Raw genomic sequence first — 19,800 nt, 5'->3', positions numbered from 1 at the left:
AATTCACGCGAAGGGGAAAAGAGTAGGCCGGGTAAGCGCAGCGCCACCCGGCATGAAATCAGAACGCGGTCTTACAAAAGCCCGTCATCTCTTTCAGGCCCATTTCGCGGCCAAGCTCGGTCATCGGGTGAACCACCACCAGACCACGGACGCTTTTCTTCAGCTTGCCCATATCAGCCTGCTCTTTTTTGGTGATCGCACGGCGGTGCGGCATGTTCATCAGCTTCTGCGCTTCTTTGCTAAGCTTCTGGCCCTTGACTTCGCGCAGGCGCTCGATTTCCGCTTCCAGCTTCGCGGCCTCTTTCTCAAGCTCGGCGTATTTCTCGGCGGAATCGACCAGCGACAGACCCGCCATCTGGTGGCGGATCAGATCCAGGCGGTCGCTCAGGCGTTTAATTTCGTTCTTTTCGACTTCTTTCATGACAAATAACTCTGAAAACGGGGAATTTACAGCGAAGGATACACCAATGTGAGCAGGCTTACTTCTGAAACGCTTTTTTTAAGCTGATTCGGGAAATCAGCTCAGTCAGGGAGAGAACCATCGTGGATCGGACAACCTGTTGATAACGCAGCTTTTGCATCGCGTAGAGCTCAGGGTCGCTGTTATCAAAATGGGGAGCAGGGGGCAGCGCGGTAACGCAGTGCAGCTCGCCGAAGGGCCCCAGAATCTCATCGTCGGTAAAGGTGTACTCGTTACCGTCATGATTGAGCTCTTCTCGCAGCGCCATTAACAGCTCCGCATCTTCATACTCTTGTCGGTTCAGCACGCCAAGACCATAAATCAGCTTCAGACGCACGGATAGATCGCCCAGCGGTCCGTCTCCGTCCAGTAACGGTTCTACAGCATATTTTACCGCGTAGTCGTCTTTGCGAAACACCTGAAGCACCAGGATATTCACCGCCTCGGTTAACAGCTCGACGGCGGCAATCAGGAAACTTCGTACGGTTTTGCCAGCATTCAGACGCTCAAGCACACGATTTTCAAAGGCCTGGGTTTGTTCCATTATTGCCTGCATATCTGACAATCTGTAATCAGGGCGCAGGATTACCTGCGCCGCATTCTGCATCATTTGGTTGCGTTGTATGCGTTAACCGCCTCCGCAACCACGTCGCTGTTGGCGTCCAGACCGGAAATCTGCGCCAGCGCAGCCTGCGCGCCTTTATCATCAATCAGCTGAGCCAGCTCAATCGCCTGTGGGTCCTGCTCGCTGCGGTAGTGCATCGCTGCGGCAATCCCTTTCACCAGGTTGGCATGCGGCAGGCCGTATTCCAGCGTGCCCAGCAGCGGCTTAATCAGGCGATCGCCCGCGCTCAGCTTACGCAGCGGCTGGCGGCCCACGCGCTCAACGTCATCTTTCAGATACGGGTTTTCAAAGCGACCGAGGATTTTCTGGATGTATGCTGCGTGTTTCTCAGCATCAAAACCGTAGCGTTTGATTAGCACCGCGCCGCTCTCTTCCATTGCCCCTTTTACCACCGCGCGGATCTTCTCATCGAGGATCGCGTCACGAATGGTCTGATGACCGGCCAATTTTCCGAGGTACGCGGTTATAGCATGCCCGGTGTTCAGCGTGAAGAGCTTGCGTTCGACAAATGCCATCAGGTTATCGGTTAATTCCATTCCCGGAATAGTCGGCAGGTCACCTTTAAACTGGGTTTTATCGACGATCCACTCGCTGAAGGTTTCCACGGTCACTTCCAGCGGGTCGTTGGTAGCGGATTCGGAAGGCGGAACGATGCGATCCACGGCGGAATCCACAAAACCCACGTGCGCTTCAACCCAGGCTTTGTCTTCGTCTGCCACCGCGTTAAGAACGTGGCCTTTCAGCTGCGTAGTGCCGCGCACCATGTTTTCACAGGCGATGATGTTCAGCGGGGTGTCGATGCCCTGCGCTTTACGTTTTGCCAGGCCTTTTGCAACCGCAGGAGCGATGCGCTCAAGGACGACCGGACCCACGGCGGTGGTGACCAGATCGACGCTGGCGATCAGGTCAATAACGTCTTCACCGATGCTGCTGACCGCGTTGACGCCGGATACCGTCTCAACCTGCTCGTTTTCGCCCACCACATGGACCTGATAGCTATGACGGGCATTCAGGGCATCCAGGACAACCTGATTCACATCGGCGAATGTCAGAGTAATGCCCGCGTCAGCAAGCAGTTTACCGATAAAACCACGACCGATATTACCTGCGCCAAAATGTAATGCTTTCATAGTGTTAACCTTCATCAATGTTTTTACCCGAGAGGGCTGGGGTGAGGAACGTTTTCCCCCTCACCCTAGCCCTCTCCCCGGAGGGAGAGGGAAGAGAACTTATTTGTTAAGCAGAGCCAGCACTTCTTCCACGCTGGTGGTATTGGCCAGACGCTCAATGACGGATTCATCATCCAGGGCGTTGGTCAGGCTGGTAATCACCTGAATGTGCTCGTTGTTGCGAGCGGCGATACCAATCACCAGACGGGCGATGTCGTCTTCTTCTTCACCGAAGCGCACGCCCTGCGGGTACTGACAGAATACGACGCCGGTTTTCAGGACGCGATCTTTCGCTTCAACCGTTCCGTGCGGCACCGCGATGGATTCGCCCAGGTAGGTTGGCGTCAGTTTTTCGCGTTCCAGCATCGCGTCGACATATTCAGGCTGAACGTAGCCGCCTTTCACCAGCTGCTCACCGGCAAAGCGAATCGCTTCTTCTTTGGTGGCCGCGGTACGACCGAGGAAAATATTCTCCGCACCCAGCTTAAACAGATGAGCATTGCTCTCGTCAAAGCTGTCCTGCAGGCTGGAGCGCACTTTCACTTCGTTTTCTTCGTGACGCTGCGCGGCCACCAGACGTTCGGTCAGGCTGGTGTACAGGCCGCTGTCGAGGAAGTTGGTCAGCGAAATGTGCTGTGCCTGCGGCACCTGGCGCATGGCGCGTTCGGTCAGATCGCGGTGCGTGATGACCAGGTCAACATCCGGCGGCAGGCTGTTAATGGCGCTGTTGGTCACGGAGATGTTGGTCAGGCCCGCATCCTGCACTTTCTTACGCAGCACGCCTGCTCCCATCGCGCTGGAACCCATACCGGCATCACAGGCAACGATGATTTTACGCACGTGGCTCAGGTCGTTAGAGACATCACCTGCTGCCAGTGGGGTCGCGCCTTTGGATTCGGCTTTCATGTCGTGCATACGACGGGTCGCCGCTTCGATGTCATCATCTTCTTTCACCTTGCTGGTTTTCAGCAGGATAGAAGAGACCACGAAGGAGACGGCCATTGCCGCAAAAATAGCCGCGAGGTTCGCGAAGTAAGCGCCTTTTGGCGTCATCGCCAGTACCGCCAGGATAGAACCCGGAGAGGCCGGAGAAACCAGACCGCCGCCCAGCACGCTCAGGGTGAACACGCCGGTCATACCGCCGAGGATAACGGCCAGGATCAGACGCGGGTTCATCAGCACGTACGGGAAGTAAATTTCGTGGATACCGCCCAGGAAGTGAATTATCGCCGCGCCGCCAGCAGACTGTTTAGCGCTGCCACGGCCGAAGAAGATGTACGCCAGCAGAACGCCCATACCTGGACCCGGGTTAGCTTCAATCAGGAAGAAGATAGACTTGCCGAGATCGTGAGACTGCTGGATACCCAGCGGCGAGAAGATGCCGTGGTTGATGGCGTTGTTAAGGAACAGGATTTTCGCCGGTTCAACGAAGATAGACGCCAGCGGCAGCATCTCGTGCGCCACCATGAAGTTAACGCCTGCCGCCAGAATTTTAGACAGCACTTCAACCGCAGGGCCAATGCCGAGGAACGCCAGAATGGCGAGGATCATCCCGATGATGCCCGCAGAGAAGTTATTCACCAGCATTTCGAAGCCGGATTTGATCTTACCATCAACCCAGACGTCGAATTTCTTAATCGCCCAGCCGCCCAGAGGACCGGCAATCATCGCACCGAGGAACATCGGCATATCTGCACCGACGATAACGCCCATGGTTGTGATGGCACCCACTACGCCACCACGGTCACCGCCCACCAGACGACCCCCGGTGAAACCGATGAGCAGCGGCAGGAGATAGGTAATCATTGGGCCAACAAGTTTCGCCAGCGTCTCGTTAGGCAACCACCCTGTCGGAATGAACAATGCGGTGATGATACCCCACGCGATAAACGCGCCGATATTTGGCATCACCATGTTGCTGAGGAAACGACCAAAGCTTTGAACTTTGATCTTGAAATCGGATGACATAAAACACCCCTTCTTCTGTTTACGCTAAGGCTTATGGCCCGAGGTTTATTGTTAATGAGGCGGCAGAGGTAGCCGGGCCCTGTTCTGATGCTGTGAAATCTGGCACTGAATCGTTCAACTGTCCAGACAGTGAAAATTTATGTGATTCATGTCACGTAAATGTAGGGGGTGAGGATATCTATGAGGTGATCTGAATCACAAAAACGATGGGCAAAAAAAATACGATGGCGAGAAAAAAAGCAAAACACACCCTTTTGTGTGATTGTTGTCACGTTTTGTTATGGCGTGTTTGTTTCTGGATTGTGACTGATTTCACAAAATATTTTTATGCAGATTTCTCCGCCTGTGATCGACGGCAAACTCTGCATAGCGATTCAGCGCCAGGATGATATGGCACGACACGATAAGCTAAAAAACCACTTTTTATGTGTGGTATGGCGAAAAGTTAAAAGGTGGATTACGCTCATATTGTAAGGTTAAGTCTATTATTATTCAGGATATATTTTGACACGCTTATAAACTTGCATGGAGATATTATAAAAACCCATACTCCCCGGCTCGGAAATAATAAGCACAACCCCGTGTTTATAAAAAATTAATTAGGTTGCGTACCGTTTTATTAATTTAATGAGTTGACGTTGTTTAAGTGAGGAGAATATGTTTCTCAACTATTTTGCGCTGGGCGTATTGATTTTTGTATTTCTGGTTCTCTTTTATGGAATCATCGCTATCCATGACATCCCTTATAATATGGCCAAAAAGCGTAACCACCCGCATGCCGATGCCATTCATACGGCAGGCTGGATTAGCCTGTTTACGCTTCATGCCATCTGGCCATTCCTGTGGATTTGGGCCACGCTGTACCGTGAAGATCGCGGCTGGGGTATGCAAAACCACATCACAAAGCCTGATGAGGTTCCGGGCATGGATGCGCTGGCCAAACGCGTGGCCGAATTAGAACAAAAGCTGGCCGCGGTAAAGCCTGCTGCTGATAAGAACACGCTGGAGCGCTAATCATGGATCTGTTGATTATTTTGACCTACGTGGCATTTGCCTGGGCCATCTTTAAAATATTCCGAATTCCGGTCAACCAGTGGACGCTTGCCACCGCAACATTAGGCGGCGTATTTATTGTTGCCGGACTTATTCTGTTAATGAACTATAACCACCCGTATACCTTTACGGCGCAAAAAGCGGTTATTTCTATTCCGATTACGCCGCAGGTTACCGGGGTGGTCAGCGAAGTGACAGATAAAAATAACCAGCTAATTAAAAAAGGCGAAGTGTTATTTAAACTTGATCCGGGCCGCTATCAGGCGCGCGTCGACAGACTCCAGGCCGACCTGGTAACCGCGACGCACAATATCGACAATCTGAAAGCGCAGCTGTCGGAAGCGGTTGCCAATACCACGCGCGTCTCCGCTGAGCGCGATCGCCTCTATAAAGATTATCAGCGCTACCTGAAAGGCAGCCAGGCGAAGGTCAATCCGTTCTCTGAAAGCGATATTGATAACGCGCGGCAAAACTATCTGGCGCAGGACGCCATGGTGAAAGGCTCCGTGGCTGAACAGGTGCAGATCCAAAGCCAGTTAGACAGCATGGTGAACGGCGAGCAGTCGCAGATTGCTTCGTTACGCGCCCAGCTTGCCGAAGCCAAATACAACCTGGATCAGACCGTGGTGCGTGCGCCGAGTGATGGTTACATCACCCAGGTGCTGATACGTCCGGGGACCTATGCCGCCGCGCTGCCGCTGCGTCCGGTGATGGTCTTTATCCCTGAACAGAAGCGTCAGATTGTGGCCCAGTTCCGCCAGAACTCGCTGCTGCGTCTGAAGCCGGGCGATGAAGCGGAAGTGGTGTTTAACGCGCTGCTGGGCCAGGTGTTCTCCGGGAAGCTCACCGCAATTCTGCCTGTGGTACCGGGAGGAACCTATCAGGCGCAGGGCGCGCTGCAGTCTCTGACGGTCACACCAGGTACGGATGGCGTGCAGGCCATCATAGAACTGAGCCCTGACGCTGAAGTCGATGCCCTGCCGGACGGTATCTATGCCCAGGTGGCGGTCTATTCGGACCATTTCGCCCACGTCTCGGTGATGCGTAAAGTACTGCTGCGCATGACCAGCTGGATGCACTACCTCTATCTCGATCACTAATCCTTCCAGGGCAGGAATGCGACATGCAGACCTGCCCTTTTTTCATCGCTTGATCCATACTGACTTTTTTCCGGCATCAAGGATCAGGCAATGAAACTCATCGGCAGCTATACCAGTCCCTTCGTGCGAAAAATCTCGATTCTCCTGCTGGAGAAGGGGATTGAATTTGAATTCGTGAATGAACAGCCCTACAACGCGGAAAACGGCGTCGCGCAGTACAACCCGCTGGGGAAAGTCCCGGCGCTGGTAACAGATGAGGGAGAATACTGGTTCGATTCCCCGATTATTGCGGAGTATATCGAGCTGCTGGGCGTTGCCCCGGCAATGCTGCCGGCTAACCCAAAAGCGGCGCTGGCGGTGAAGCAAATTGAAGCCCTGGCCGACGGTATTATGGATGCGGCATTAACCTCCGTACGGGAACAGGCAAGGCCCGCTGCCCAGCAGTCGGAAACGGAACTGTTACGCCAGCGGGAAAAAATCAGCCGCAGCCTGGACAGGTGTGAACAGCTTATCCGGGAGGGAAAGATCGACACCGACAGCCTGAACCTGGGGACCATCGCCATCGCCTGCGCGATTGGCTATCTCAACTTCCGCCACGTCTCCCCGGGCTGGTGCGTCGACCGTCCGCTGCTGGTGAAGCTTGCAGACACGCTGTTTAGCCGCGAGAGCTTTGCCCGTACAGAACCGCCAAAGGCTTGACGCGGGTTATAACACTTCGGCGTCGGAGGCGGTACAATCCCTCTACATGTTAACTCCCTCTCCCGTCGGGAGGGGGGAAGATATTTACTCGCCAGGCGCTTTCATGACTACTCATCGTTCGCTGTACAGCCAGATCCCCGCTACCGACCGTCTCCTTCGCGAGCCCCGCATTCATGCTGTTGTTGAGCGCTTCGGCCATACCGCGACGGTGGAAATGTTACGCCTGCTTCAGGACGAAGCCCGCTGCGCGATTCAGGCAGAAAACGCCTTGCCCGACTGGTGCAGTGCGTGGGAGCAGGAAGTTGAACAGCGGCTGGATGAGAAGGCGCAAAGCGCGTTACGCCCGGTGATTAACCTGACCGGTACCGTACTGCATACCAACCTCGGGCGAGCCCAGCAGGCGGAAGAGGCCGTTGCCGCCGTCGTGCAGGCCATGCAAGCGCCTGTAACGCTGGAGTACGATCTGGACGGCGCCGGACGCGGGCATCGCGACCGCGCGCTGGCGGAGCTGCTGTGCCGGCTGACCGGCGCGGAAGATGCCTGCATTGTGAATAACAACGCCGCAGCGGTGCTGCTGATGCTGGCGGCCACCGCCAGCGGCAAAGAGGTGGTAGTGTCCCGCGGCGAGCTGGTGGAGATTGGCGGGGCGTTTCGTATTCCTGACGTGATGCGCCAGGCGGGCTGTACGCTGCATGAGGTGGGTACCACTAACCGTACTCATGCGAAAGACTATCGCGCGGCGGTAAATGAAAATACCGCCCTGCTGATGAAGGTTCACACCAGCAATTACCATATTGAAGGCTTCACCAAAACGGTTGAAGAGGCGGAGCTGGCGGCGATTGGGCGCGAACTGAACATACCGGTGATTGCCGATCTCGGCAGCGGCTCGCTGGTGGATCTGAGCCTTTACGGGCTGCCAAAAGAGCCGATGCCGCAGGAGATGATTGCGGCGGGCGTTAGCCTGGTCAGTTTTTCCGGCGACAAACTGCTGGGCGGGCCGCAGGCCGGGATTATCGTCGGCAAGCGCGAGCTCATTGCGCAGCTGCAGCAGCATCCGCTCAAGCGCGCCTTGCGCGCCGATAAAATGACGCTTGCCGCGCTGGACGCGACGCTGCGGCTCTATCTCCACCCGGAGAAACTGGCCGACCGCCTGCCCACGCTGCGTCTGTTAACCCGTGATGCCGCCTCGATTCGCGCCCAGGCTGAACTTCTGCTGCCGCGCGTCGCCGCGCACTACCCCGATTTTGACGTTCGCATTGAGCCCTGCCAGTCGCAGATTGGCAGCGGTTCGCTGCCGGTGGACAGGTTGCCGAGTGAAGCGCTGACGTTCACGCCGCGTGACGGGCGCGGTAGCCATCTTGAAGCCCTGTCGTCACGCTGGCGTGGCCTACCGACGCCGGTTATCGGGCGGATTTACGATGGCCGAATGTGGCTGGATCTGCGCTGCCTTGAAGATGAAGAGCGATTTCTGGAGATGTTGTTGAAATGATTATTGCCACCGCCGGTCACGTTGACCACGGAAAAACCACGTTACTGCAGGCCATTACCGGCGTAAACGCCGACCGCCTGCCGGAAGAGAAAAAGCGCGGTATGACCATCGATCTGGGCTATGCCTACTGGCCCCAGCCTGATGGCCGCGTGCTGGGCTTTATTGATGTGCCGGGGCATGAAAAGTTTCTGTCCAACATGCTGGCGGGCGTGGGCGGCATCGATCATGCCCTGCTGGTGGTGGCCTGCGATGACGGCGTGATGGCGCAAACCCGCGAGCACCTGGCGATCCTGCAGCTGACCGGTAACCCGCAGCTGACCGTGGCGCTGACCAAAGCCGATCGCGTGGATGACGCACGCGTCAGCGAGGTGCGCGAAACGGTACAGGCGACCTTGCGGGAGTATGGTTTTTCCGATGCACCGCTATTTGTCACCGTGGCGACGGAAGGGCGCGGTATCGACGAACTTCGCCACCACTTACAGCAGCTTTCATCACGCGACCACGCCAGCCATCATCGTTTCCGCCTGGCCATTGATCGGGCGTTTACCGTAAAAGGTGCGGGGCTTGTGGTGACTGGTACGGCGCTGAGCGGCGAAGTGAACGTCGGTGATACGCTCTGGCTGACGGGCGTGAACAAACCGATGCGCGTGCGCGGGCTGCACGCACAAAACCAGCCCGCAGACCGCGCCCACGCCGGGCAGCGGATCGCGCTGAACATTGCCGGGGATGCGGAAAAAGAGCAGCTTAATCGCGGCGACTGGCTGCTGGCCGATGCCCCGCCGGAACCGTCTGAACGCGTCATCGTCTCCCTGCAGGCAAACGTGCCCCTGACCCAATGGCAGCCGCTGCATATTCACCACGCGGCCAGCCATATCACCGGGCGCGTGTCGCTGCTGGAAAACGATCTCGCCGAGCTGGTATTCGATTCACCGCTCTGGCTGGCAGACAACGATCGTCTGGTTCTGCGTGACATTTCTGCAAGGGAAACGCTGGCCGGGGCGCGCGTGGTGGCGCTTAACCCACCCCGACGCGGCAAGCGTAAACCTGAATATCTGCAGTGGCTGGCTGCTCTGGCGCAGGCCAGCGATGATAACGCCGCGCTGCGGGTACACCTCGATCGCGGAGCGGTGAGCCTGCGTGATTTTGCATGGGCACGCCAGCTGAGCGGGGAAGGCTTACGGCAGCTGACTCAGGAGCCGGGCTTTATTCAGGCTGGAGACAGCCTGCTCAATGCCCCGGTTGCTGCGCAATGGCAGCGTAAGATACTGAACACGCTTGCGACTTACCACGAACAGCATCAGGACGAGCCTGGCCCGGGCCGTGAGCGTCTGCGGCGCATGGCGCTGCCGATGGAAGACGATGCGCTGGTGCTGCTGCTGATTGAAAACATGCGCGAAAGCGGGGCGATCAAAAGCCACCACGGCTGGCTGCATCTGCCGGATCACAAGGCCGGGTTCACCGCCGAGCAAGAGGCCATATGGCAAAAAGCCGCCCCGCTGTTTGGCGATGAGCCGTGTTGGGTTCGCGATCTGGCTCGCGAAACCAACACCGACGAGCAGGTGATGCGCCAGGTATTGCGCCATGCGGCGCAGCAGGGGCTAATAGTCGCGATCGTGAAAGATCGTTATTACCGTAACGATCGTATTGTGGCGTTTGCCAACCTGATCCGCGAGCTGGATCAGGCGCGCGGCTCGACCTGCGCAGCGGATTTCCGCGATCGGCTGAACGTGGGCCGCAAGCTGGCGATCCAGATCCTGGAGTATTTCAACCGCATCGGCTTTACCCGCCGTCGCGGTAACGATCATTTATTACGCGATTCGTTATTATTTCCTGAAACTCCGTGACCCCCGTCGTAAACGCCGTTATCGGTTGGCGAGAAAATCGCCAGCCGGAACTACCCTTGTTGTACACCAACAGCAAGGAGACGGTCATGACAAACAATCCTCCCTCATCGCGTATCCAGCCCGGCGAGTATGGTTTTCCCCTCAAGCTGAAGCCTCGTTATGACAACTTTATTGGCGGCGACTGGGTAGCTCCCGTCGACGGCGAATACTATTCCAACCTTACTCCCGTTACCGGCCAGCCGCTGTGCGAAATTGCCAGCTCCGGCAAGCGTGATATCGACCTGGCGCTGGATGCGGCGCACAAAGCGAAAGAAAAATGGGCTCACACCTCCGTGCAGGACCGGGCGGCGATCCTGTTCAAAATCGCCGATCGGATGGAGCAGAATCTGGAGCTGCTGGCGACGGCTGAAACCTGGGATAACGGCAAGCCGATACGGGAAACGATGGCGGCAGACGTGCCGCTGGCCATTGACCACTTCCGCTATTTTGCTTCCTGCATTCGCGCTCAGGAGGGCGGGATCAGCGAAGTTGACAGCGATACCGTGGCGTATCACTTCCACGAACCGCTGGGCGTCGTCGGGCAAATCATTCCGTGGAACTTCCCGCTGCTGATGGCGAGCTGGAAAATGGCGCCCGCGCTGGCGGCGGGAAACTGCATTGTGCTGAAACCGGCGCGTCTGACCCCTCTCTCGGTGCTGCTGCTGATGGAAATCGTTGGCGATCTTTTGCCGCCGGGCGTGATTAACGTGGTTAACGGCGCGGGCGGGGAGATAGGGGAATATCTGGCTACCTCAAAACGGATCGCCAAAGTGGCGTTTACCGGGTCGACGGAGGTGGGCCAGCAGATCATGCAGTACGCCACGCAGAACATTATCCCGGTGACCCTCGAGCTGGGCGGGAAATCCCCGAACATCTTCTTCGCAGACGTAATGGAGGAAGAGGATGCCTTCTTCGATAAAGTACTGGAAGGGTTTGCGCTGTTTGCGTTTAACCAGGGCGAAGTCTGCACTTGCCCAAGCCGTGCGCTGGTACAAGAGTCCATCTACGAGCGCTTTATGGAGCGGGCGATTCGGCGCGTTGAGTCTATCCGCAGCGGTAACCCGCTTGATAACGCCACGCAGATGGGGGCGCAGGTCTCGCATGGACAGCTGGAAACTATCCTCAACTACATCGACATCGGCAAGAAAGAGGGGGCGGATATTCTCACCGGCGGGCGTCGTAAGGTACTCGGTGGGGATCTGCAGGACGGGTATTATCTGGAGCCGACGATCCTGTTCGGTCAAAACAACATGCGCGTCTTCCAGGAAGAAATTTTCGGACCGGTACTGGCCGTGACCACCTTCAAAACGATGGAGGAGGCGCTGGAGATTGCCAACGACACGCCGTATGGCCTGGGAGCAGGCGTCTGGAGCCGCAACGGTAATCTGGCCTATAAAATGGGCAGAGGCATTCAGGCCGGGCGCGTATGGACCAACTGCTACCACGCCTATCCTGCGCACGCGGCATTTGGCGGTTATAAGCAATCGGGCATCGGGCGTGAAACCCACAAGATGATGCTGGAGCATTATCAGCAGACGAAATGTTTGCTGGTCAGCTACTCCGATAAGCCGTTGGGGCTGTTCTAATCACCCAGCTCAGGCCGTCCATGCACGGCCTGAGCAATTTGCTGGCGCAGGCAGTTCAAAACCCCATCCAGTACGTATTGCACGCGCCAGGGCTGGTATTCGCGTTTGCGGAAGATGGCCGTCAGATCGAGCCACCACTCTTCCTGATGCGGGAAGCAGGGGACCAGCATCCCCTGCGTTAATTCTTTTTTCAGACTTTCTTTTGGTGCAAAAACAATCCCAAGATTATTTCTTGCCAGCTCCAGAGCCGTCTGCGTATTGTCGCAAATATAATTACCGGTCACCCGGTAGTCATGCACGTCATCACTGCCATGCACTCGGAAACGCCAGATGTTGGCATCATCAACCAGCATGGAATCAATGAGAATACAGGAGTGATTAATTAAATCTTCCGGTCCCGTTAACGGGTGTTTATTTAAATATTCCACGGTTGCGAAGGCCGTAACGGAATATTGTGTCAGAACGCTGGCAACCAGACTTTCGTCTTTTGGCTGCGCATAAGTAATTAAAATGTCGCAGTCATCCGGAAAGGAAACGCCTTCTGAAAATTCATTCCGGTCCAGGTTGTAGGTTTTCAAAGAGATGCGAATGTCACCGATGTCTTCTATCTGATGGATCACGTGTCGCGCCAGGTAGGTCACGATGCCGGTTGGGGCATAGATCGTCACTTTTCCGCGCTTTTCGTGCTTATAATCCGCAATGAAATTCACAAGCTGGCTGTTCTTATCCAGTGTTGCATTAACGTAAGGGAGCAACGCTTCACCAAACTGGGTCAGGGCAAGCTGGCGCGTGGTGCGCTCAAAAACCTTGAGTCCAACCCGCGTTTCAAAATCAGACAGATATTTACTGACGTTGGCCTGCGCCATGCCCAGCAGGGCGGCGGCATCACCAATGCTGTGGGTGGCTGCAATGACGGAGATAATTTTTAATTCGCGTGGCTTTAGCTGTAATGTACTCATCATGCACACCCATCTATATGATTTTATATATAATATTATATAAACCGCAGCGTTGCATTGGCAATTTTGTAACCATTATTATGCGCCTCGCTTGTTTGGCATTTAAATGGATTACATAGAATGACTATTAAATACAATTTACTCATCGCTGCCACGTTATTTGCATCAACGTCTGCCATGGCTGGTGATTTTTCACTTGGAGCGGGGGCTGTATTTAATGAGTCTCCTTACAAAGGCTATAACGAAAATACTACCGCAGTACCGTTAATTAGCTACGAAGGCGATCGCTTTTATGTTCGCCAGACCACGGGTGGATGGATCCTGTGGAAAGACGCAAAAAATGAACTCAGCCTGACCGCAACCTGGATGCCACTGCATTTCGATCCTGATGACAACGACGACCATCAGATGAAGCAGCTTGATGAGCGTAAAGCATCTGCGTTCCTCGGCGGGGCGTACTACCGTCACGAAAGCTGGTGGTCGCTGAAAGTGGCCGTTTCTGGCGATGCGATGGATGAAAGCGGCGGCGTGGTGGGCGAGGTATCGTACTTCCGTCCGATCAAAATGGAGCGCCTGACCCTGACACCTTCTGTTGGTGTTTTCTACAGCGACGAAAGCTATAACGACTATTACTACGGCGTATCCGGCAGCGAGTCTCGCCGCTCCGGACTGGATAAATACACCGCTGGCGACAGTTGGACGCCATACGTTGGCCTGGCGGCTAAATATCAGTTAACCCAGAATCTGTACCTCAACGCCAGCGCGGTTTACACCGTGTTGCCTGACGACGTGAAGAACAGCCCGATGATCGACCGCGATGACAGCTTCGCGCTAATGACCGGCCTGACCTGGCGTTTCTGATGCGGTAAAGCCGGGGGGCAGGTTCGCCTTACCCGGCCTACGATCGTGCCTGTCGAGCAGTTCCTGCTGCATATCCGGGATCTGAATCGGCCAGCATATGCCTCTCTACTGCTCCGCAATGGGCAAGATCTACATGGCGTTGAGATCCAACCTTTGACGCGGAACACCATCACTGAACTGAGCGCCATGTATGATGAGCTGGTGTTTGATATCCACGGCCGCGTTCCGTATGCGATCTCAAAAGAGCTGGGTTTTAACGTACGAGAGGCGTAACAGATGAACCGATTTATCATGGCGGATGCGGAAAAATGCATCGGGTGCCGCACCTGTGAAGCGGCCTGTGCGGTTGCGCATCAGGATGACTTCACCGCAGAGGCTTTTACCTCTCGCCTGCGGGTGGTGAAGGGGGACGCCTACACTACGGCTGTGGGTTGCCATCAGTGCGAGGACGCCCCCTGTGCCAATGTCTGCCCAACCCATGCCATCAGACGTACGGCAGGCGCCTGGCTTGTTGAGCAGACGCGCTGTATTGGCTGTAAAAGCTGCATGGTCGCCTGTCCATTTGGGGCGATGCAGGTACGGCTGGAGGGAAACAGGCCACAAGCGCTGAAATGTGATTTATGTGTGCAGCGCGAAGGCGGACCGGCCTGCGTGGAGGCCTGTCCAACCCACGCGCTGCGCTGCGTTGATCCTGCCAGTATTCGGGCTGAAAAGCTTACTGCATTTTATTGAAATTCCACGTAAACGTCAGGCTGTAGCGCCAGTCTCTGTTGCGACTGTCTGTCGGAACATCCCCGACGGGTCTTGCCGCCTCAACCGTGATGCTATAGTGGCGGGTATCGCCTACCATCACGCCGGCCGCCACTGACCCGAGCCGCTGATGAGGCAAGCCGGAGGTGTTAAACCAGGTTTGCGCGGTATCGGCCAGGATGTAGGGCTGGATAGTGGCAAGCCAGGTGCTCTCTTTTCGCATCTGCATATAGCGCAGTTCTACCTGCCCGCCGTAGCCGTAGTCACCGCTTGCTTCACTGTCCTGATATCCTCGGCCAAACCGCTGGGCTCCGAAACTAACGCGTTCGGGTTCTGGCAACGTGTTGTTTGACCAGTCCCCCTCCCAGGACGTTGATAGCCGCCATTTATCGGCAAACAGCCAGGCTGCGTCCAGATAGCTTTTCGTGAGCGTAAAATTAATATCGGGCCTGGGGGCCGAGACGATATCGGCACCCATCGCATCAATCCCCTGACGAACGTTGAGTCGGCCGCTGATGCTGGCGGTTGTGAATTGATGTGCACCGTTGATGCCGACTTCCAGGGCGGGATAACGCGCGTGCTGGTTGACGGAGTCAAGGCTATAGGTTTTGCCCTGCAGTCTGGCCTGCAGAGCGTAATCATCCTGGCGGTCGGTGTAATCAAAACCGCTGGTCAGATTAATTTGTGATTTTTGCGTCAGCAGCAGGGGATAGCCAAACGTCACGCCGCCGTTGTATTGCGTTGTTTTTTGCTTCGAATCGACGCTGATATTATTCGGCAAAGAGAGCAGGGGAGAAAAATCTCGCGGCTCTTCATGGTAATAGCTGCCTTTGAGCTGCATCGTCAGCCCTTCATCGTTTAAAAACTGCTGCCAGTTGAGCCCGACATAGTTTTTTCGCGTGTTGCTATCTAACGGCACAAGCGTGGCCACGCCAAGCTGATCGCCATAGCTTGTCATGTTGCTGAGTGTGCCGTTCAGCATCATTAAATCTTGCCCTTTACGGGTATCAATCGTCGAGGCGATATTCCAGCTCCGCTCCTGGTTGCCGGTTATTTGCATCGCCGCCGCGCCATAGATATTGGTTGGCAACTGCGCGTTAGCCGTAACCGGAACGTTCGGGGTGCGCGTCATCAGCTGGCTGTAGCGATCGAACGTATCCTGTGAAAGCGGTTTTTCCGCCATGATTTTTTCGGACAGACGTTTAAGACGTTCAGCGATGTGGGGGTTATTACTGGTGATGTCGCTATGAGCGACATAGCCTTCAACCAGAACAATTTTAATATTGCCCTGCTGGAAATTATTATCGGGCAGCCAGGCATAAGAGAGCGGAAAACCGTCAGCCTTGTAGCGCGCCGTAATATCGTTTACCAGCCCCGTGAGCGTTTTTAGTGGCACGGTTTTTCCGGCGTAAGGTCTGAAGGGCTGAAGTAATTCCTTCAAGGGATAACGCGTGCCGCCAATAAACTGAATGTGATTAATGGTAATGGGCGTTTCAGGCGTCAGCGTTGACTTCGGTTTTTCTATTTTGACGGTCGGCTGTTGAACGGCTTCAGTCTGTTCGGGGGCAACGTTACGAGAAACTTGTGCCGGGTTATCGGGGTTAATAATAGAGGGCAGAGTATCGGCGCGGGCCATGCTCAGCACAACCAGCCCCGTCAGCGAAAAAAGGAAGTGGTGTTTCATCGCGCAATCCCTGTTCGTCATCCCCGGTTGGGGTAAGTGTCGCTGAATAAAGCGCCCCTGAACCAGGGGCGCAGACAGGCAATAAAAGGATTACTGTTTTGGCGTCAGTAGACTCGAGGTTAACGTGTTGAGCCCGTTAATCGGGTTTGTCGTAGATGTGTTTTGGGTTGTGCCTGCATTGGCCGTTACACCCGCAGTCAGCGTATTGAGGGTGGTATTGACCGTTGTGCTCAGGCTATTGTTTGTGGCTGTCACATTGGCATCGGCCGTCAGAGATCCTGTGCCGCTGCCTCCGGTGGTTGATGTGGGTTTCACTAGCGTACCGCTATCCGTGACCGTCTGGCCGACATTTTGAACGACCTGACCGACACCGCTAAGCCCGCTATTGCTGCTGCTAATGTTGGTCCCCACGCCGCTGACGGTGCCACCCACCTGAGTCAGCAGACCGTTGACCGGTGTGCCGAGACCCGTTGTGGTGCCTACGGTTTGCGTCACGCCTTGTACTCCGCCCAGCGTCTTGTTAGCCAGGGTCGTGGTATCGGTTGTTACCTGAGTGACTGCGGGGCTGCTTACCGTGTTGGTGAGACCCGTGCCGGTGTTACTGACCAGTTGCCCGGTACTGTTTACCACGCTGCCCGTCAGGCCGGTTACGCCGCTGACCGGTGTTCCGGAAGTGGAACTCGCCAGACCCGTGCCTACCGTTGAAACGGTATTGCCGAGGGAGGTGACCGACGTGGTCACGCCTTTAACCGTTGTACCCACACCGTTCGGGTTGTTTGGATCGCCAACGCCAGTCGTGACGCCTGTCCCCACGGTGGACACGGCACTGCCAACACCGCTGACGGTGGTTGAAACGGTTGACGTGACGGGATTATTTGTAGGAAGCTGGCTTCCGAGGCCATCCACAGTGGATCCGACGCTGGTCACGGTTTTACCAGCATCACCCAGTATCGTATTTACGCCTGCGGTAGTTGTTCCTCCACTGCCCCCTGAGCCTGAGCCTGAGCCCGATCCTGAACCAGAACCCGTTCCGCCACCAGCGCCTGTCCCGGTACCTGAACCCGTTCCGGTGCCCGATCCGTTGCTGCCCGAACCGCCATTGCTCGCGGTTGTGCCACTTCCATCATCTGAGCCGCTGCTGCTTCCCGTTGCAGGGTTATTTTTGGCTGTTGAGTGAGATCCGCCACCGCTTCCACTACAGGCAGAAAGAGAGAACGCGAGCAGTACCGCAACAGCAATAGCGCTGATGCGACTAACATTATTAGGTAGCATATGAATACTCCACGCAAAAGAACGCCGAGCGGCGTATTAGTGAGTATATGCAGTATTTTTAAATATGCATGAAAGTGGCTGAAGAAGGTATTTTTCTTCGGTGTGGGTGGTTATTTAAAATAACAATAAGTTAGGGTGTTTAATCGGTGCTTAATTATTGAGAGAGTAGTTAGTGGGCGTAAATTAAAGGAATATTCCTAAGAAAACTCAATGGGGATGATAAATGAAACGCTACAGGATATATCCTTATTGTAAGATTCAGATCACGGAAAAATAAGGCTCTTCATTTGAAGAGCCTTATTATTTAACAATTGCCTTCGAGCCAGGCTTTTTCGATTTCTTCGGCGAGAATTTTAACCCCCGCTTCGATTTTTTCCGGGTCGGGGACGTAGTTCATGCGCATGCACTGATGGGTATGCGGCCATGGCTTATCCAGTCCCGGGAAGAAATAATCGCCCGGAACCATCAGTACGCCGCGCTTTTTAAGGCGCTGGTAGAGCAGTTCGGTAGTGATAGGCAAATCCTTAAACCACAGCCAAAGGAAAATCGCTCCTTCAGGCTTGTGGATCAGGCAGCGTTCTTCCGGCAAATAGCGGCGAATTGTCGCGATTGTTTCCTGAACTCGCTGGTAATAGAAAGGCTTAATCACGTCATTCGACAGACGCAGCAGATCCTTGCGTTTGATCATCTCGCACATCATCGCCGAGCCAATGCCGCCCGGTGAAAGGCTGATAATACCGTTCATATTGGTAATGGCGGTGATGATTTTCTCATTGGCGATGATGATGCCGCAGCGGCTGCCCGGCAGGCCCAGCTTAGAGAGGCTCATGCACAGGACAATGTTCGGGTTCCACAGCGGACGTGCTTCGCTGAAGATAATGCCCGGGAACGGTACGCCGTAGGCGTTATCGACTACCAGCGGAATGCCGTGCTGATTTGCCAGTGCATCCAGCTTCATCAGTTCGTCATCGGTGATCACATTGCCCGTTGGGTTAGTCGGGCGCGATACGCAGATCATGCCCGTCTCTTCACCAATATGCAGGTGTTCAAAATCGACGTGATATTTGAACTGGCCTTCCGGCAGCAGCTCGATGTTCGGGCGCGCGGAGACGAACAGATCCTCTTCCAGGCCGGAATCGGCATAGCCGATATACTCCGGCGCCAGCGGGAACAGCACTTTTTTGGTGGTGCCGTCGGCGCGACGCCCTGCGAACAGGTTAAACAAGTAGAAAAATGCGCTCTGGCTGCCGTTTGTTAGTGCAATATTCTGTGGTTCGATATCCCAGCCCAGCTCGTCACGCAGCATTTCGGCGAGGAGTGCCAGCAGTTCGGTTTTACCCTGCGGGCCGTCGTAATTGCAAAGCGCATCGGTTGCTTTGCCGCTTTCCAGCATCTGAGCGAGCAGCGTCTGGAAATAGGTCGTCATCTCCGGAATGTGAGCCGGGTTTCCCCCGCCGAGCATGATTGCGCCCGGTGTGCGCAGCCCGTCGTTGAGGTCCTCCATCAGGCGAGTAATGCCTGAATGGCGGGTAAATTTGTCGCCGAAAAGTGAAAACGTCATAGCAGGTGATCTGTCGAGCTTATTTTGAAAGTGGGTAACCATAACGCTAGCACCGTGTTGGTGCAAATCGGGTGGTGTGGTCGGATTTGTGGTTTTATAGGGCGGGAGTGGATTTGTGTAGTGAATAGTTCTGGTGGAATACCCCTACCCCGGCCCTCTCCCCAGAGGGAAGAGGGTTAGGGTGAGGGGTATGATCTACTGATTCCCCGCCCAGACGACCATCACCTTATCGCCATCATGTTCACGTACGAATCCATACCCCTCTTTCAGCGACAGCGTGGTTTGCTTGCCTTCACCAATCGCCGGGTGGCGGGCGCGGAACTGACCCAGCGTTTGCCAGTGGGCGACGGTTAAGGCCTGCTTGCCCGTGACGTCCTGCCAGTTCATATCCGAGCGGGTGCCCTGCAGCGGGTCGGAGCCTGTCGGCCCGAATGGACGCTCGGACTCATCCCCGTAATAGATTTGCACGCTGCCCGGTGCCAGCAGAAGCAGCTCCGCCGCGCGCGGGCCCCCTTCTCGGAACAGACGAGTATCGTGGGATGAGAGATAGCTCAGCACGTTGAAGCTTTGCAGCTTCTCCGCCATCTGCTGCCAGGTGAGATCCATATCGGCCAGACAATCCACCGCTTTTGCCGCCTGCTCCTGATAATCAAAGTTAATCATCGCATCAAAACCGTGGCG

The 19,800-nt window shown here is 55.3% G+C and carries 17 protein-coding genes and 2 pseudogenes; 9 read left to right on the top strand and 10 right to left on the bottom strand.

The window, feature by feature from the left end:
* Positions 1 to 58: 58 nt before the first annotated feature.
* From ACWYRJ_RS05965 to ACWYRJ_RS05950, 4 genes are all read right to left on the bottom strand, one after another.
* Positions 59 to 421, bottom strand: coding sequence for a YibL family ribosome-associated protein (locus ACWYRJ_RS05965; protein WP_095441432.1), 363 nt, complete (start codon positions 419 to 421; stop codon positions 59 to 61).
* A gap of 58 nt (positions 422 to 479) precedes the next feature.
* Positions 480 to 1,070: a mannitol operon repressor MtlR gene (mtlR, locus tag ACWYRJ_RS05960; protein WP_115876689.1), complete on the bottom strand. Its 591-nt coding sequence runs from the start codon at positions 1,068 to 1,070 to the stop codon at positions 480 to 482.
* The gene (gene mtlD / locus ACWYRJ_RS05955; RefSeq protein WP_455507565.1) at positions 1,067 to 2,215 is read right to left on the bottom strand and encodes a mannitol-1-phosphate 5-dehydrogenase; all 1,149 of its coding nucleotides are present in this window, start codon (positions 2,213 to 2,215) and stop codon (positions 1,067 to 1,069) included. The genes mtlR and mtlD overlap by 4 nt, the downstream gene beginning before the upstream one ends.
* Before the next feature lie 99 nt (positions 2,216 to 2,314).
* Positions 2,315 to 4,222 carry a PTS mannitol transporter subunit IICBA gene (locus ACWYRJ_RS05950; protein WP_455507564.1) on the bottom strand — a complete coding sequence of 636 codons (1,908 nt, stop codon included), beginning with the start codon at positions 4,220 to 4,222 and terminating at the stop codon, positions 2,315 to 2,317.
* A gap of 657 nt (positions 4,223 to 4,879) precedes the next feature.
* Between ACWYRJ_RS05950 and ACWYRJ_RS05945 the strand changes: the two genes are divergently transcribed.
* From ACWYRJ_RS05945 to aldB, 6 genes are all read left to right on the top strand, one after another.
* Complete coding sequence (locus ACWYRJ_RS05945) at positions 4,880 to 5,236, top strand: DUF3302 domain-containing protein (RefSeq protein ID WP_024906600.1); 357 nt, start codon at positions 4,880 to 4,882, stop codon at positions 5,234 to 5,236.
* Between the two features lie 2 nt (positions 5,237 to 5,238).
* The gene (locus tag ACWYRJ_RS05940; protein WP_455507563.1) at positions 5,239 to 6,375 is read left to right on the top strand and encodes an HlyD family secretion protein; all 1,137 of its coding nucleotides are present in this window, start codon (positions 5,239 to 5,241) and stop codon (positions 6,373 to 6,375) included.
* Positions 6,376 to 6,465: 90 nt separating this feature from the next.
* Positions 6,466 to 7,074, top strand: coding sequence for a glutathione S-transferase (locus ACWYRJ_RS05935; RefSeq protein ID WP_455507562.1), 609 nt, complete (start codon positions 6,466 to 6,468; stop codon positions 7,072 to 7,074).
* 103 nt (positions 7,075 to 7,177) lie between these two features.
* On the top strand, positions 7,178 to 8,563 hold the full coding sequence (selA, locus tag ACWYRJ_RS05930) for an L-seryl-tRNA(Sec) selenium transferase (RefSeq protein WP_455507561.1): 1,386 nt from the start codon (positions 7,178 to 7,180) through the stop codon (positions 8,561 to 8,563).
* On the top strand, positions 8,560 to 10,407 hold the full coding sequence (selB, locus tag ACWYRJ_RS05925; protein WP_455507560.1) for a selenocysteine-specific translation elongation factor: 1,848 nt from the start codon (positions 8,560 to 8,562) through the stop codon (positions 10,405 to 10,407). Before selA ends, selB begins: the two co-directional genes overlap by 4 nt.
* Before the next feature lie 86 nt (positions 10,408 to 10,493).
* Positions 10,494 to 12,032 (top strand): aldehyde dehydrogenase AldB, encoded by a 1,539-nt coding sequence (aldB, locus tag ACWYRJ_RS05920; protein WP_127729157.1) that lies wholly within the window; start codon positions 10,494 to 10,496, stop codon positions 12,030 to 12,032.
* Here aldB and ACWYRJ_RS05915 read toward each other — a convergent pair.
* On the bottom strand, positions 12,029 to 12,994 hold the full coding sequence (locus tag ACWYRJ_RS05915) for a LysR family transcriptional regulator (protein WP_111964325.1): 966 nt from the start codon (positions 12,992 to 12,994) through the stop codon (positions 12,029 to 12,031). The genes aldB and ACWYRJ_RS05915 overlap by 4 nt on opposite strands.
* A 117-nt stretch (positions 12,995 to 13,111) precedes the next feature.
* Between ACWYRJ_RS05915 and ACWYRJ_RS05910 the strand changes: the two genes are divergently transcribed.
* The 3 genes and pseudogenes from ACWYRJ_RS05910 (at position 13,112) to ACWYRJ_RS05900 (ending at position 14,584) form a co-directional block, all read left to right on the top strand.
* Positions 13,112 to 13,852 carry a MipA/OmpV family protein gene (locus ACWYRJ_RS05910; protein ID WP_455507559.1) on the top strand — a complete coding sequence of 247 codons (741 nt, stop codon included), beginning with the start codon at positions 13,112 to 13,114 and terminating at the stop codon, positions 13,850 to 13,852.
* Positions 13,853 to 13,937: 85 nt separating this feature from the next.
* Positions 13,938 to 14,125, top strand: a pseudogene (locus tag ACWYRJ_RS05905) (IclR family transcriptional regulator domain-containing protein); the annotation flags it as partial.
* A gap of 3 nt (positions 14,126 to 14,128) precedes the next feature.
* Positions 14,129 to 14,584, top strand: coding sequence for a 4Fe-4S dicluster domain-containing protein (locus ACWYRJ_RS05900; RefSeq protein ID WP_111964327.1), 456 nt, complete (start codon positions 14,129 to 14,131; stop codon positions 14,582 to 14,584).
* On the opposite strand, the gene ACWYRJ_RS05895 is transcribed toward ACWYRJ_RS05900, so the two are convergent.
* From ACWYRJ_RS05895 to ACWYRJ_RS05875, 5 genes and pseudogenes are all read right to left on the bottom strand, one after another.
* Positions 14,568 to 16,286: a ShlB/FhaC/HecB family hemolysin secretion/activation protein gene (locus ACWYRJ_RS05895; protein ID WP_249576505.1), complete on the bottom strand. Its 1,719-nt coding sequence runs from the start codon at positions 16,284 to 16,286 to the stop codon at positions 14,568 to 14,570. The two genes, ACWYRJ_RS05900 and ACWYRJ_RS05895, sit on opposite strands and share 17 nt — an antisense overlap.
* Positions 16,287 to 16,376: 90 nt before the next feature.
* Complete coding sequence (locus ACWYRJ_RS05890) at positions 16,377 to 17,213, bottom strand: collagen-like triple helix repeat-containing protein (protein ID WP_223580912.1); 837 nt, start codon at positions 17,211 to 17,213, stop codon at positions 16,377 to 16,379.
* Positions 17,214 to 17,242: 29 nt separating this feature from the next.
* Positions 17,243 to 17,545: a hypothetical protein gene (locus ACWYRJ_RS05885; protein ID WP_115876677.1), complete on the bottom strand. Its 303-nt coding sequence runs from the start codon at positions 17,543 to 17,545 to the stop codon at positions 17,243 to 17,245.
* Between the two features lie 317 nt (positions 17,546 to 17,862).
* Complete coding sequence (gene avtA, locus ACWYRJ_RS05880) at positions 17,863 to 19,119, bottom strand: valine--pyruvate transaminase (RefSeq protein WP_455507558.1); 1,257 nt, start codon at positions 19,117 to 19,119, stop codon at positions 17,863 to 17,865.
* 195 nt (positions 19,120 to 19,314) lie between these two features.
* Positions 19,315 to 19,800: pseudogene (locus ACWYRJ_RS05875) on the bottom strand (alpha-amylase); the annotation flags it as partial.

The sequence above is a fragment of the Enterobacter sp. genome, from assembly GCF_977039595.1.
Note: the sequence above shows the minus strand (reverse complement) of the source record. Positions and strands in the feature narration are given on the sequence as shown.